The organism is Methylobacterium sp. 17Sr1-1 (assembly GCF_003173775.1).
Lineage (GTDB): Bacteria > Pseudomonadota > Alphaproteobacteria > Rhizobiales > Beijerinckiaceae > Methylobacterium.
Map to the genome: position 1 here is coordinate 6009851 of NZ_CP029552.1, position 13761 is coordinate 6023611.

15 protein-coding genes are annotated in these 13761 nt (G+C 72.1%); 10 read left to right on the forward strand and 5 right to left on the reverse strand.

The features are described from left to right. Window positions 1–11: 11 nt before the first annotated feature. The 3 genes from tsaB to DK412_RS27420 all read right to left on the reverse strand — a co-directional run bounded on the left by tsaB (window position 12) and on the right by DK412_RS27420 (window position 2161). On the reverse strand, window positions 12–710 hold the full coding sequence (tsaB, locus tag DK412_RS27410) for a tRNA (adenosine(37)-N6)-threonylcarbamoyltransferase complex dimerization subunit type 1 TsaB (protein ID WP_093567870.1): 699 nt from the start codon (window positions 708–710) through the stop codon (window positions 12–14). A 248-nt stretch (window positions 711–958) separates the two neighbouring features. Next, window positions 959–1525, reverse strand: coding sequence for a NifU family protein (locus DK412_RS27415; protein ID WP_093567869.1), 567 nt, complete (start codon window positions 1523–1525; stop codon window positions 959–961). A gap of 132 nt (window positions 1526–1657) precedes the next feature. Further along, a complete protein-coding gene (locus DK412_RS27420; RefSeq protein ID WP_109974560.1) occupies window positions 1658–2161 on the reverse strand; it encodes a universal stress protein in 504 nt (167 codons plus the stop codon). A gap of 457 nt (window positions 2162–2618) precedes the next feature. On the opposite strand from DK412_RS27420, the gene DK412_RS27425 reads away from it, so the two are divergent. Genes DK412_RS27425 through DK412_RS27440 form a run of 4 tightly spaced genes read left to right on the forward strand, consistent with a single transcriptional unit; the run spans window position 2619 to window position 6188 of the window. Continuing rightward, window positions 2619–3173: a SiaB family protein kinase gene (locus DK412_RS27425; protein ID WP_109974561.1), complete on the forward strand. Its 555-nt coding sequence runs from the start codon at window positions 2619–2621 to the stop codon at window positions 3171–3173. Between the two features lie 11 nt (window positions 3174–3184). After that, the gene (locus tag DK412_RS27430) at window positions 3185–3571 is read left to right on the forward strand and encodes a DUF1987 domain-containing protein (RefSeq protein WP_093567866.1); all 387 of its coding nucleotides are present in this window, start codon (window positions 3185–3187) and stop codon (window positions 3569–3571) included. After that, window positions 3568–4527 (forward strand): GGDEF domain-containing protein, encoded by a 960-nt coding sequence (locus DK412_RS27435; RefSeq protein ID WP_109974562.1) that lies wholly within the window; start codon window positions 3568–3570, stop codon window positions 4525–4527. Before DK412_RS27430 ends, DK412_RS27435 begins: the two co-directional genes overlap by 4 nt. After that, on the forward strand, window positions 4524–6188 hold the full coding sequence (locus DK412_RS27440) for a SpoIIE family protein phosphatase (RefSeq protein ID WP_245447322.1): 1665 nt from the start codon (window positions 4524–4526) through the stop codon (window positions 6186–6188). The genes DK412_RS27435 and DK412_RS27440 overlap by 4 nt, the downstream gene beginning before the upstream one ends. A 51-nt stretch (window positions 6189–6239) precedes the next feature. Here the strand turns inward: DK412_RS27440 and DK412_RS27445 are convergent, their stop codons facing one another. Continuing rightward, window positions 6240–6527, reverse strand: coding sequence for a hypothetical protein (locus DK412_RS27445; protein ID WP_348629353.1), 288 nt, complete (start codon window positions 6525–6527; stop codon window positions 6240–6242). Window positions 6528–6801: 274 nt separating this feature from the next. Between DK412_RS27445 and rplS the strand changes: the two genes are divergently transcribed. Then, entirely contained in the window at window positions 6802–7200 is a 399-nt protein-coding gene (gene rplS / locus DK412_RS27450; protein ID WP_093567864.1) for a 50S ribosomal protein L19, read from the forward strand. A 315-nt stretch (window positions 7201–7515) separates the two neighbouring features. Here rplS and DK412_RS27455 read toward each other — a convergent pair whose 3' ends face one another. Further along, window positions 7516–8328: a WecB/TagA/CpsF family glycosyltransferase gene (locus DK412_RS27455; protein WP_109974564.1), complete on the reverse strand. Its 813-nt coding sequence runs from the start codon at window positions 8326–8328 to the stop codon at window positions 7516–7518. Window positions 8329–8576: 248 nt separating this feature from the next. On the opposite strand from DK412_RS27455, the gene DK412_RS27460 reads away from it, so the two are divergent. Genes DK412_RS27460 through DK412_RS27480 form a run of 5 tightly spaced genes read left to right on the forward strand, consistent with a single transcriptional unit; the run spans window position 8577 to window position 13404 of the window. After that, complete coding sequence (locus DK412_RS27460) at window positions 8577–9098, forward strand: acyltransferase (protein WP_109974565.1); 522 nt, start codon at window positions 8577–8579, stop codon at window positions 9096–9098. Next, the gene (locus tag DK412_RS27465) at window positions 9095–10126 is read left to right on the forward strand and encodes a Gfo/Idh/MocA family oxidoreductase (RefSeq protein WP_109974566.1); all 1032 of its coding nucleotides are present in this window, start codon (window positions 9095–9097) and stop codon (window positions 10124–10126) included. Before DK412_RS27460 ends, DK412_RS27465 begins: the two co-directional genes overlap by 4 nt. Further along, on the forward strand, window positions 10126–11241 hold the full coding sequence (locus tag DK412_RS27470; RefSeq protein ID WP_109974567.1) for a DegT/DnrJ/EryC1/StrS family aminotransferase: 1116 nt from the start codon (window positions 10126–10128) through the stop codon (window positions 11239–11241). Before DK412_RS27465 ends, DK412_RS27470 begins: the two co-directional genes overlap by 1 nt. After that, window positions 11225–12247, forward strand: a complete 1023-nt coding sequence (locus DK412_RS27475) for an NAD-dependent epimerase/dehydratase family protein (RefSeq protein ID WP_204165452.1) — start codon at window positions 11225–11227, stop codon at window positions 12245–12247. The genes DK412_RS27470 and DK412_RS27475 overlap by 17 nt, the downstream gene beginning before the upstream one ends. Next, window positions 12244–13404, forward strand: a complete 1161-nt coding sequence (locus DK412_RS27480) for a DegT/DnrJ/EryC1/StrS family aminotransferase (RefSeq protein WP_109974568.1) — start codon at window positions 12244–12246, stop codon at window positions 13402–13404. The genes DK412_RS27475 and DK412_RS27480 overlap by 4 nt, the downstream gene beginning before the upstream one ends. Window positions 13405–13761: the final 357 nt, after the last annotated feature.

Genomic DNA, 13761 nt, shown 5'->3' on the forward strand with positions numbered 1-13761 from the left:
CGGGGTCTCCGTCAGCGGCGGGCGAGGCGGGCGTGGTCCTGCGGCTGGGCGTCCGGCCCGCGCAGGTAGAGGGGGCGAGCCAGCGCGTGGGCCGGGTCGGCGACGAGGCCGAGGGAGGCGACCCAGGCGATCTGCGGGGCGATGTGGCCCTGCGGCACCACGGCGCGCTGCCCCTGGCCCGTCGCCGCGGCGGCGAGCGCCGGGGCGGCGGAGCCGGCGAGCGCCGCGGGGCCGGGCCCGAGGAGCCGCACGGCGTCGGCCAGCGGCAGCAGGGTCGGCGGCACGGCGATGCCGCCGTCCTGGCTCAGGGCCTGGAAGTAGACGTGGCCGTGGCGGGCGTCGATCGCGGCGGCCAGCAGGTAGCCCTGGCCAAGGTAATCCTCCTCGGCGGCGAGGAGCGGCGCCAGCAGGGCCGACAGGGTGGTGACGCCGACGACCGGGATGCCGCAGGCCAGGCCCACCGCCCGCGCGGCCGAGAGGCCGACCCGCAGGCCGGTATAGGAGCCGGGGCCGACCGTGACGGCGACCCGGTCCAGGCTCTCGAACCCGCCCTCGACCCGGGCCGTCACCCGCTCGACGAGGGGCAGCAGCGCCTCGGCGTGGCCGCGGGCGAGGTCCATGCTCTCCTGGGCCAGGGGCTCGGGCGAATCGTCCGCCATGATGCAGGCCGCGCAGCGCTCGAGCGCCGTGTCGATGGCCAGGATCCGCATCACCGTCAGGCTCCGCCCTCTCGCCGTCCGCGGGTTCGATCGCCACGGCCGGGTCCGTGCCGCCGGCCGCGCCGGGTCGTTCGCCGACCCGCCGCTGGAATCCCAGCGTGGCACGCACAGGTTAACACAAGAAGGACCGCCCCGCGTCAGGCGGGGCGGCCCGGTTCGGCTCAGCCTTTAGATCATCCACCGCGGACGAGGAAACCGCCGACGGTGGAAAGCGGCGCCGTTTCGGGCGCCGTGCCGGCTCACGAGACCGCCTGGACCTCGCGCACGTCCGGCAGGAAGTGGCGGAAGAGGTTCTGCACGCCCTGGCGCAGGGTGGCGGTGGAGGACGGGCAGCCCGAGCAGGCGCCCTTCATCTCCAGGAAGACCACGCCATCGCGAAACCCCCGGAAGGTGATGTCGCCGCCGTCGCCGGCCACCGCCGGGCGCACCCGGGTCTCGAGCAGGTCCTTGATCGTGGCGACCGTGTCGGCATCGGCCTCGTCGAAGAACTCCTCGGCCGCCTCCTCCGGGGCGTGGCCGGCCTCGAGGACCGGGGCCCCCGACATGAAGTGCTCCATGATGGCGCCGAGCACCGCGGGCTTGACCTGCGGCCAGCCGGGCTCGCCCTCGGCCTTGGTCACCGAGATGAAGTCGTGGCCGAGATAGACGCCGGAGACGCCCTCGACGCCAAACAGCGCGCGGGCGAGCGGCGAGCGCGCCGCGGCGCCCTCGTCCCGTGCCTCGAAGGTGCCGTCGGACAAGACGACCTTGCCGGGCAGGAACTTCAGGGTGGCGGGGTTCGGGGTGGCTTCGGTCTGGATGAACATCGGTGATCCTCGAGAATAGTTCTCTGCGCCGGTTCAAGGCCGGCCGGGAACGGCGCGCGGGTTCCTCGCGAGGGCCCCTCGCGCCTGCCGGCAGATGTGGACCCGAACCGGCGAAAGCTCAATGGAGGACGCTCATCCGGCGAGCGCCGTGATCTCCGCCTCGCTCAGGGCGCCGGGCACGATCACCACCGGCACCGGGAAGCTGCCGGCGCTGCGCCCGGCGATCGAGGTGACGAGCGGCCCCGGCCCGTCGCTGCCGGGGGCGGCGGCGAGCACCAGGAAGCCGATATCCTCGTCGGCCTCGATCTGGCGCAGGATCGCGTCGGCGCGCTCGCCGGTGCGCACCACCATCTCTGGATCGACGCCCGCCGCCCCGCGCGCCGACGCCGCGAGCGCTTCCAGGCGCGCGGCCGTCTCGGCCTCGGCCTCGGCCCGCATCGCGTCGCCGACGCCGAGCCACTCCATCGTCTCGGGCGGCTCGGCCACCGCCAGCATCACCACCCGGGCCCCGAGCCGCGCCGCCCGGCGCACGGCGAAATGCACCGCGCGGTCGCATTCCGGCGTCTCGTCGACCAGCACCATGAACTTGAGCCGATGCCCGGCCTCGAAGGACCGGCGCCGCTTGATCTCGACCATGCCCGGACGCGCTCCGCCGCCGCGATGCTGCCCGCGCGGCCGGCCCGCCGCAAGGGGCGGGGATGGGGGCGGAGACTCGGGCGCGGGCTTCGAGACCGCCCGCACGAATCAGCGGCCGGGAAAATCCCCGGGGCGGGACTTCGCACGCGACCCGAAGCCGTCCATCGCCCCGATCGACCGCTTCGCCCCGGACGTGTCCCTGAGGCAGTACCGACCTCGGTTGCACAACCGGAAAGCAGATCGCGAGTGTTTTCAGCGCATCCTGGCCGGAGATCGCGCCCGGACGACCACTCGACGATTTTTTCTTCGACGCGGGGCGGGACTTCCCTTGACCGGCGCAGTAACACTCTGGTCAGCCTCTGTGGGCTAACATGGCGTCCGGGCGGCCCGCACCCCGATGTGCGGGCGGCCCGGGCCGAAGGTCTCGGGCCGGCAGCGTCCCGGGCAGGAGAGAGCGGTGCTCGCAACTGACTTCCTGGCGTTCCACGAGGCGTCCCGGCGCAACGGCATCATCCTGTCGTTCGGCGGCGACTTGTCCGAGAACGTGCTGTTCTCCCTCGGCGAGGTGCTGAAGCTGCGGATGCAGCAGGGCGACACCGACGCGGCGGTGTCCAAGCGCGTGTTCTCGATCTTCGTCGAGCAGGCCCAGAACGTCATCCGCTACTCCGCCGACAAGCTCGTGCCGCACGGCTCGCCGAGCGGCGGCATGGTGAGCGCCGGCCTGATCGTGGTCGGGATCGAGAACGGGCGCTTCTTCGTCGCCTGCGGCAACGAGGTCCCGGGCGAGCACGTCGCGACCCTGCGCGCCCGGCTCGACCACATCGCCGGCCTGTCGGGCGACGAGCTGAAGAAGTACTACCGCGAGCGGCTGCGCCAGCCCGCCGACGAGGGCAGCCTCGGCGGCAGCATCGGGCTGATCGAGATCGCCCGACGCTCCAGCGCCCCGGTCGAGTACGACTTCCAGGCGCGCGGCGACGACCGCGCGTTCTTCTGCCTCAAGGCCTTCATCTGAGGCGCCGCGACATGGACCGGATCCAGATCCCCGCCACCAGCCGCTCGCCGCTGGTCGATTTCGACTTCGCCGCCGGGCGCCTGCTCCTGCGCGGCGAATCCTACCCCGAGGATGCCGCGGCCTTCTACGGCCCGCTGCTCCAGGCCCTGCGCGCCTGCCTCGACGAGGAGGGCGGCGCGCTGATCGTCGACGTCGCCCTGTCGTACTTCAACTCGTCGAGCGCCAAGGCCTTGATGAACCTGTTCATGCCCCTCGAGGACGCCGCGGAGGCCGGCCGCGACGTGACGATCCGCTGGCTCTACGCCGAGGGCGACGACACCATCGCGGAGGCCGGCGAGGATTTCGCGGCAGATTTCTCGCATGCCCGGTTCGAGATGGTGCAGGAGACGGCGGCATGACGACCAGGGCGGGCCAGGGCGGGCGCACGACCGGGCGGATTGCGACGACCGACGGCGACGCGCCCCCGGAGCCCGCAGGAGGCCATCCCGACAGGGGCGATCCCGACGGAGGACATGACGGGGCCGGCAAGCGGAGCGACGGCGGCAAGCGCGCCGGAGCGCCGGCCAACGTGTTCAGCCTGTTCGACAACGAGGAGGCCGTCCTCGACCGGACCGAGGTGATGCTGACCCAGCTCGCCGCGGTGGCGGACGGGGTGAAGGTGCTGGCCGAGGCCTATCGCCGGGGCTACCGCGAGCAGCGCCGGCTGGTGCGCCTGAGCGACCGGATGCAGGCCGACCTCCAGAAGGCCAACAAGCGCCTCGCCGAGCAGCAGCGCGACCTCCAGACCCTCAACGAGGCCCTCTCGGGCGAGATCGAGACCAGTGCCCGCCTGGAAGCGGAGCTGCGCCGGCTCGCCGACACCGACCCGCTGACCGGCGCGCTCGCCCGCCGGCGCTTCCTGGAGGTCTGCGCCCGCGACTGGCCGCGCCGCCCCGGGCAGCAGGCCTGCCTGCTGATGCTCGACCTCGACCGGTTCAAGCTCGTCAACGACAGCCACGGCCACGCCGCCGGCGACGCGGCGCTGATCGCCTTCGTGGTCGCCTGCCGCTCGGCCCTGCGCTCCCTCGACGCGGTCGGGCGGCTCGGGGGCGAGGAATTCGCGATCCTGCTGGTCGAGACCGGACCGGAGGACGGGGCGGCGATCGCCGAGCGCATCCGCGCGGCGGTCGCGGCGAACCCGGTCGCCACCGAGGGCGGGCCGATCGGCATCACGGTCAGCATCGGCCTCGCCGCATCCGGACCGGAGGACAATCTCGAAGCCGCGATGCGCCGGGCCGACGCGGCCCTCTACGCCGCCAAGCACGGCGGCCGCAACCGGGTCGAGCGGGCCCCCTCCCCGGAGGCTCGGGCTTGAGCAGCGAACCTCTGGCGGAAGGAGCCCCGCGCCGCGGCGGTTCCCTGCGTGGCGCCGGGCCGATGCGCCGGGGCGACGCGCTCGCCGATCTCGGCTTCACCGAGGTGCCGACGACGCAGGACGGCGGCGCCGACACGATGCGCCCCGGGGCCCTGCGCGGCGCGGCGCGGGGCCGCAACCTCGACGGCCTCGCCCATACCCTGTTCCTGCGCCTGTCGCCGGTGATCGCCGCCGTGGTCTTGGCGACCCAGGTGGTGATCGCCTGGGTCAATTACGGCGACCAGATCCGGATGGAGGGCGCGCGCGCCCAGATGATGGCGGACATGACCGCCCGGGTCCTCGCCCGGCCGGGCTGGACCGGCGACCACGCCTCGCAGCTCCAGGCGCTGGCCCTCGATCCCGCCTTCCGCTTCGCCCTGCTGCGCGACGCCGCGGGGGGCGCCGTCGGGCGGCTCGGCGAGGAGCCGCGGGGGCGCAACTTCGAGCGCATCCAGGTCTCGGCCGAGATCGATCCCGGCCCGGCCGCCCAGCCCGCCGGCAGCCTGACCCTGGTCCTGTCGGCGGAGGGCCTGCGGGCCAATGCCGAGAAGCAGTTCGTGATGGTGCTCGGCGCCAGCCTGGCGCTGATCCTGGCCTTCGCCCTCGCCCTGCGGATCGCGGTGGGCCGCCACGTGCTGGCGCCCCTGCGCCGGCTCCTCGCTGCCATGGGCGAGGTCGAGCACAAGCGGTGGGTCACGGTCGACCTCGCCGGTCGCCGGCGGCCGAGCCGCGAGATCGCCGACATCTCCGCCGCCTTCAACCGCATGGTCGAGGGGCTGAAGAGCGGCGACGAGGCCCGCCACCTGCTGGCCGAGCTGGAGCGCACCCATGCCCGCCTCGCCGAGGCGAACGGCCTGGTGATGGAGAGCCTCGGCTACGCCCGCCGCATCCAGCAGGCGGTGCTGCCGGGGCCCGCCGCCCTGCGCGGGGCGGGCCTGGAGGTCGCGGTGCTGTGGGAGCCGCTGCACGTCGTCGGCGGCGACTATTACTGGATCGAGGAGATCGACGGCCACGGCATCGTGGTGGTGGCCGATTGCACCGGCCACGGCGTGCCCGGCGCCTTCCTGACCCTGATCGTCGCGACCGCCCTCGACCGGATCCTGCACGATCAGGGCTTGCGCCGTCCCGACGAGATCCTGGCCGCCCTCGACGGGGTGGTGCGGGCGCGGCTGCGACAGGAGACGAGTGCGCCCGACGGATCGGATGACGGGCTCGATTGCGGGATCTGCGTCGTCGACCGGGCGACCGGGGTCCTGCATTTCGCCGGTGCCGGCCTCGCCCTGACGGTGCTGGCCGATAACGGGACTACCCGCATCAAGGGCCGGCGCCATGGGCTCGGCTACCGGCGCACCGGGCGGGAGGAGCCGATCGCCGCGGTGGAGATCCCGCTGCGCGACCGCCCGACCTTCTTCCTCATGACCGACGGGGTCAGCGACCAGATGGGCGGGGCGTCCCGGCGGCTCCTCGGCCATCGCGGCGTCGCGGAGATTTTGGGGCGGCACCAGGATATGCCCCTCGCCGGGCAGGTGGCGGCCCTGGAGGCGGCGCTCGCCGTCCACCGCGGGGCGGAGCCGCGCCGGGACGACATGGCCCTGGTGGCGTTCCGGCCGACGACGGGGTGAGCGAGGCGGGGAGCCGTCGTGGTCCCCGCCCGGATCGTCACGCGTCGCCGATCAGAACCGGCAGATCCGGCGCGGCCCGTACGGCGTCGGGCGGATGAAGCAGCGGCGGCCATAGACCCGCGGCGGACCGTAGAAGCGGCGGCCGTAGATCGGCCGGCAACCGCCATAGGGCCCGCGGGCGAAGCCGGGGCCGCAGCCCTGCGCGACCTGCGTCACCGGTGCCTCGGGGGCGAGAAGACCGGCGAGGCCGGGCCCGGCCGGGGCCGCGCTCGCGGGGGCGGTCGCGAGGCCGCCGAACGCCAGGGCAGCGAGACCGGCGATCTTCCAACGCATCAGCATGGTGGATGGTCCTCCGTGTGGTCCTCGGACGTGCGGGTCCAGAGGGGCGGCCGGCACCGGGGGGGCAGCGCCGCGCCGAGCCGAAGCAACACGGTCCGCGCCGTCCGGTTCCCCGGCCGGGATCGACCGATCCTGCGCGGCGAAAATGCCGTGCCGGCACGTGTCGACAAGCCGCGGCCGTTCCTGTAAGGAGCCGGCAACTCACAACAGGACGCCGAAATCCTGACGCCGGATCCCATCCCGGGGCGCGGCGGCGACGGCAGGAGTTTGACCGATGAACATCATCCAGCAGCTCGAGCAGGAGCAGATCGCTCAGCTCAACAAGACGATCCCCGACTTCGAGCCGGGCGACACGGTCATCGTGAACGTCAAGGTGAAGGAAGGTGAGCGCAGCCGCGTCCAGGCCTACGAGGGCGTCGTGATCGCCCGCTCCGGCGGCGGCATCAACGAGAGCTTCACCGTCCGCAAGATCTCCTACGGCGAGGGCGTCGAGCGCGTCTTCCCGATCTACTCGCCGAACATCGATTCGATCAAGGTGGTCCGCCGCGGCAAGGTGCGTCGCGCCAAGCTGTACTACCTGCGCGATCGCCGCGGCAAGTCGGCCCGCATCGCCGAGCGTGCCGAGCGCGGCGCCGAGAAGGGCAAGACCAAGAAGCCCGCCGCCGCGGAGTAAGAATTTCGCAGAGCGCGAAACAGACGAGGCCGCCTCCCCGATCGGGTCGAGGCGGCCTTTTTGCGTTCCAGAGCCTGTTCGACGGGTCCCGACGATCATGACACCCGGCCTGTCATTCCGGGGCCGCGCAGCGGAACCCGGAATCCATAGCCGCCGACGAGGCAGGATGAAGCGGCGACCGATCCCGTCTCGTTCTCCGATGTCGGCGGTTATGGATCCCGGGTTCTCGGCTCCGCCGAGACCCGGGATGACGTGGTGAAGTGGCGATCGGCGTGCGGGCTCGATCGGCTGGATCGGCCGAAGCCGCTCCTCGATCTACCCCGCCCCGAGCGCCCCCGGCCCGAACCCGGCCTTGCGCGTCAAGCCCGCCTCCTGCCGGAACTGCAATTGCAGACCGCCGACCTTGAGCGCGCCGGAGCGGGCGAGCCGGGTCAGCGGGCCCAGCATCGACAGGAGGAAGCCGGCATCCGAGGCGTAGCGGCCGGCCAGCCGCCTCGGATTGCTCGCGAGCCGCCAGGCCCATTCGAGGCCGGTGCGGCGCAGGAAGGCCGGCGAGCGGGTCTGCTTGCCGAGTGCGAACTCGAACGCCGCGCCGCAGCACAGGATCGACGGTTCGGCGAGGCCGGCGCGGCGCAGGCGCAGGGCCAGCATCTCGCTCTGCGGCGCGCCGACGGCGATGAACACCATGTCGGGCGCGGCCTCGCGCACCTGGGTGATGACGTCGTCCACCGCCGCCGGGTCGTGGATGAAGCCGAAGGGCGGGCGCACGACGTCGAGGCGCCGGCTCGCCATCACGGCCGACGCCTCTTCCACCGTGATGTTGCCGATCACCAGGACCGAGCGGTCGCGGAGAGAGCGCCGGGCCGAGAGGTGCTGCACCAGGTCGCTGCCGGTCGCCACCGTCATCCTGCGGCGCAGGAAGCAGGTGTTGAGCAGGTTGCTGTCGAGGGTGACGATCGAGGCCTGGCGGTAGCTCTCGCGGAATTCCGGCTCCCGGCCCAGGAGCCGCAGATGCATCATGTTGAGGGTGAAGACCGTGGTCCGGCCCCTGTTCAAGGCCGTCGCCAGGGCGTCGAAGCTCAGGCCCCGGACCACGCAGGTCGGGGCTTTGTCCGCTAAGGTCGGCATGTCGGTGCTCCTTCGCCGACGAGTGTCGGAATCGAAGGCATCCCCTGCCCAGAGCGGAAAACGGCGAGGCGTCGCTCCCCGCCGGATTGGTCATCCCGCCGGCCTCTACATCCGAAGCGGTAGAATGACCGGACCGTTCTGACGTCGATCGAGGTGATTAGGGTGTAACGCGTACCCTCGCATTGGCACGATTACTTGGCCGCGCCGGCCGCCTAGCGTCCCAGAACTGGGATGCGACGGGGGACGGAATGCCGGTCGTGAATGCGAGGATCGATGCCAGCGCGGAGTTCGTCGATCCCGCCCTCGTCAACGTCTATGGCTGCACGGTCGGGCCGGGCACGCGGATCGAGCCCTTCGTGGAGATCCAGCGCGGCGCTGCCGTCGGGGCGCGCTGCCGGATCGGCGCCAACGCCTTCCTGTGCGAGGGCGTGAGCCTCGAGGACGACGTCACGGTCGGTCCCGGCGTGATGTTCACCAACGACCGCCATCCCCGCGCCGTGACGGCCGCCGGCACCCTGATGGGGCCGGAGGACTGGACGCTCGAGACGACCCGGGTCGGGGCGGGCGCGGTCATCGGCGCCAACGCCACGATCCTGTGCGGGCTCGCGATCGGCGCGGGCGCCCGGATCGCCCCCGGCTCGGTCGTCACCCGCGACGTGCCGCCCGGCGCCCACGTGGCGGGCGTGCCCGCCCGAGCCGCTCAGCCGGCGGGCGCATCCGCCCCCCTCTCCCACCCCACTTCCCTGCTCAACCTCGCGGAGGCGTCATGATCGGGATCGGAGTCATCGGTTACGGCTATTTCGGGCCGAACATCGCCCGCTGCGTCGCGGAGGCGAACGGCACGGCCCTGAAGGCGATCGCCGATCCGTCGCCGGCCGCGCAAGCCCGGGCCGCCACCCGCCATCCGGGCGTGACGATCGACGAGAGCTGGCAGCGCATGCTGGCCGATCCGGAGATCGACGCGATCGCCATCGCGACGCCGACCCGCCTGCACTACGAGATCGCGCTCGCCGCCCTCATGGCCGGCAAGCACGTGCTGGTCGAGAAGCCGATCACGCCGACCTCCCGCGAGGCGGCCCGCCTCGTGGCCGAGGCGGCCAAGCGCCGCCTCACGCTGATGGTCGACCACACCTTCGTGTATACCGGCGCGGTCCAGAAGATCCGCGAGCTGATCGACACCGGCGTCACCGGCGACCTGTTCTACTACGACTCGACGCGGATCAACTTCGGCCTGTTCCAGGACGACGTGAACGTGATCTGGGACCTGGCGGTCCACGACCTCGCCATCCTGGACTACCTGCTGCCGGCCGAGACCCTGGCGATCTCCGCCACCGGCGCCGGCCACATCAAGGGCAGCCCGGAGAACCTCGCCCACATCACCCTCTACCTCGAGGGCGGGGTCACCGCGCATCTCAACGTGAACTGGCTCGCCCCGGTGAAGATCCGCCGCACCCTGATCGGCGGCAGCCGCCGGATGATCGTGTTCGACGACATGGAGCCGAGCGAGAAGGTGAAGGTCTACGACCGCGGCGTCGAGATCGACGAGCGGCCCTCGCAGGAGGAGATCCGGCGCATCCTGCCGGCCTACCGCATGGGCGACGTCTGGACCCCGCACATTCCGGTCAAGGAAGCGCTTGTCACCGAGATCGAGCACTTCGCCCGCTGCATCACCACCGGCGAGGCGCCGCTCACCTCCGGCGAGAGCGGGTTGCGCGTGGTGCGCCTGCTCGAGGCCGCCTCCCAATCCCTGGCCCAGCGCGGCCATCCGATCGACCTGTCTCCCCTGAGGGCCGCCTGATGATCCCGCTTCTCGACCTCGAAGCCCAGTACCGGGCCGTGCAGGAGCCCCTGGAGGAGGCGGTGCTGGCGGTGCTCCGCAGCGGCGCCTACGTGCTCGGGCCCCAGGTCGCCGCCTTCGAGCGCGACTTCGCCGCCCATTGCGGGACCGCCGAGGCCGTGTCGGTGTCGACCGGCACCGCCGCCCTCCATCTCGGGCTGATCGCCGCCGGGGTGCGCCCCGGCGACGAGGTGATCACCGTCGGCATGACCTTCGTCGCCACCGTCGCGGCGATCCTCTATGCCGGCGCCAAGCCCGTCCTGGTCGACGTCGATCCCCAGACCTACACCATGGACCCGGCGGCCTTCGCGGCGGCGATCACGCCCCGCACCCGCGCGGTGGTGCCGGTGCACCTGCACGGGCGCCTCGCCGACATGGCGGCGATCTGTTCGATCGCCGAGCGCTTTGGGCTCACGGTGGTGGAGGATGCAGCCCAAGCCCACGGTGCCGAGCGCGGCGGGACGCGGGCCGGCGCCTTCGGGACGGTCGGCTGCTTCAGCTTCTACCCGGGCAAGAATCTCGGCGCCTGCGGCGAGGGCGGGGCGATCACCACCCAGGATCCCGACATCGCCAAGGCCCTGCGCTCGTTGCGCGACTGGGGCCAGGAGGGGCGCTACAACCACGTCCGCCCGGGCTTCAACTACCGCCTCGACACCGTGCAGGCGGCGGCGCTGGCCGTGAAGCTGCGTTACCTCGACGGCTGGACGGAAGGGAGGCGGCGGGCCGCCGCGCGCTACGATGCGCTGCTCGGCCAAGCCGGCCTCAAGGCGCCGAAGGCCGGCGGGCGCGACCACGTCTACCACGTCTACGCCGTGCGGGTGCCGGACCGGGACGCGGTGCGGGCCCGGATGCAGGACATGGGCGTCGCCACCGGCATCCACTACCCGAAGGCGGTGCACCACCAGCCGGCCTACGCCGATCGCGTGCGCCTCGGCACGCCCTGCCCCGTCTCGGAGGCTCTGGCCGGCGAGTGGCTGTCCCTGCCGCTCTTCCCCGAGATCACCGAGCGCCAGATCGCGACCGTCGTCGCGGCCCTCACCGACAGCCTGGGAGATGGTTATGCTGAAGCCGTGTGAGCCGTCTCGCGCACTAAACCGCGTCCTCGTCACCGGTGGGGCCGGCTTCATCGGCTCCCACATCGTCGATCTCCTGGTGGCGCGCGGCTGCCGCGAGATCGTGGTGGTCGACAACCTGATCCGGGGCCGGACCGAGAACCTGTCCGGCGCCATGGCCTCCGGTGCCGTCGAACTCGTCATCGGCGACATCCGCGACCGCGACCTGATGGCCGGGCTGGTGGCGGGCTGCGACACCGTCTTCCACCAGGCGGCGCTCCGCATCACCCACTGCGCCGCCGAGCCGCGCGAGGCGATCGAGGTGATGGTCGACGCGACCGCGAGCCTCGTCGAACTCTGCGTCGCGGAAGCCGTGGGCAAGGTGGTCTACGCCTCCTCGGCCTCGGTCTACGGCATGGCGACGACCTTCCCGACCCCGGAGGCCGAGGCGCATTCCGGCAACCGCACGCTCTACGGCGCGGCCAAGAGCTTCGGCGAGGGCCTGCTGCGCTCGTACAACGACATGAACGGGCTCGACTACGTCGCGCTCCGCTACTTCAACGTCTACGGCCCGCGCATGGACCTGCACGGGCGCTACACCGAAGTCTTGATCCGCTGGATGGAGCGGATCGCCCGCGGCGACCCGCCGCTGATCTTCGGCGACGGGCTGCAGACCATGGACTTCATCGACGTGCGCGACGTCGCCCGGGCCAACATCCTGGCGGCGCTCTCGCCGGCGAGCGACGTGGCGCTCAATGTCGGACGCTGCGAAGAGACCTCGCTCCTCGAACTGGCGCAACGCCTCGCCGCGGTGATGGGCCGGCCGGACCTGGTGCCGGTCCACGAGGCCGAGCGCAGCGTCAACCCGGTGCCCCGGCGCCTCGCCGAGACCCGCCTCGCCCGCGAGCTGACCGGCTTCCAGGCGGCCATCGGCCTCGACGAGGGCCTCGACGCCCTGGTCGCCTGGTGGCGGGCCAACAGCAAGCCCGCGGCCTCCACCCTCGCCCCCGTGATGGAGCTCGCCTCGTGATCCCGATCATCAAGCCGAGCCTCGGCGAAGCCGAGGTCGAGGCGGCGAGCGCCGTCATCCGCTCCGGCTGGCTCACCCAGGGGCCGCAGGTCGGCGCCTTCGAGGCCGAGTTCGCGCAGGCCGTCGGCGCTCCCCATGCCTGCGCGGTCTCGAACTGCACCACCGGCCTGCATCTGGCGCTGCTCGCTGCCGGCGTCGGGCCCGGCGACGAGGTCATCACCGTCAGCCACACCTTCATCGCCTGCGCCAACGCCATCCGGCAATGCGGGGCCGAGCCGGTGCTGGTCGACATCGACCCCGTCACCCTCACCATCGACCCGGACCTCGCCGAGGCCGCGATCACGCCGCGAACCCGGGCGATCCTCGCCGTGCACCAGATCGGCATGCCCTGCGACATGGCCCGGCTGATCGGAATCGCACGCCGGCACGGGATCCACCTCGTCGAGGATGCCGCCTGCGCGATCGGCTCGGAGATCCGGATCGACGGCGCATGGCAGCGGATCGGCCGGCCGCTCGGGGACGTCGCCTGCTTCTCGATGCATCCGCGCAAGATCCTCACCACCGGCGAGGGCGGCATGCTGACGACCCGCCACGCGGCGTTCGACCGCCAGTTCCGGCTCTGGCGCCAGCACGGGATGGGCGTCTCGGACGTCGCCCGCCACGCCAGCCGGGCGGTGGTCTTCGAAGATTATCCGACGACGGGATACAACTACCGATTGACGGACCTGCAGGCGGCGATCGGCCGGGTGCAGCTCGCGCGGCTCGACGCCATCGTGGCGGAGCGCCGGCGCCTCGCCGGGCTCTACGCGGAGGCCCTGGCGGGTCTGCCCGTCGCGGTCCCGGCCGAGCCGGACTGGGCCCGGTCGAACTGGCAGAGCTACGCCGTGCGCCTGAGCGACGGGGCCGATCAGGTTTCCGTGATGCAAGGTCTGCTCGACCGCGGCATTGCCAGCCGCCGCGGCGTGATGTGCATCCACCTCGAGCCGGCCTATGCCGACCTGACATTGCGCGCACCCTTGCCCCACTCGGAGGCCGCGCGCGACCGCTGCATCCTGCTGCCGCTCTATTCCGGCATGGGCGACGACACCGTCCATGCCGTCGCGTGCGCCCTGGCGGAGGCTCTGGCGGGGCGCCCCGCCCTGCCCCTCAGCGCCTGAGGCTTCGGGTTCATCGCCGGGTCGGATCAGCGGCGGGCCACCAAGCCCGCCGCTGATCTTTTCTGGACTGAATCGACGCGATGCGACATTTACCGTTAAAAATTATCAAACGATATGGTTGACTGGACATCCTTCAGATGATTGTTGAGCGCGGACGGAGCGCGCCGCCTTAGAGCGGTAGTGTCAGATCTTATACATAAAGTGATGTACGGGAGCGGCGATGAGGTGGATCGAGGACGAAGGACGGACGCCGCTTTCCGCCCTCATCCCTGTCGGGACTGGTGCGGGCCGCACCGTTCTGGAAGCTGGCGCCCGGGAACCGGGTCGCCGCTGACGCCCTGACGTCGGTCGGTCTCG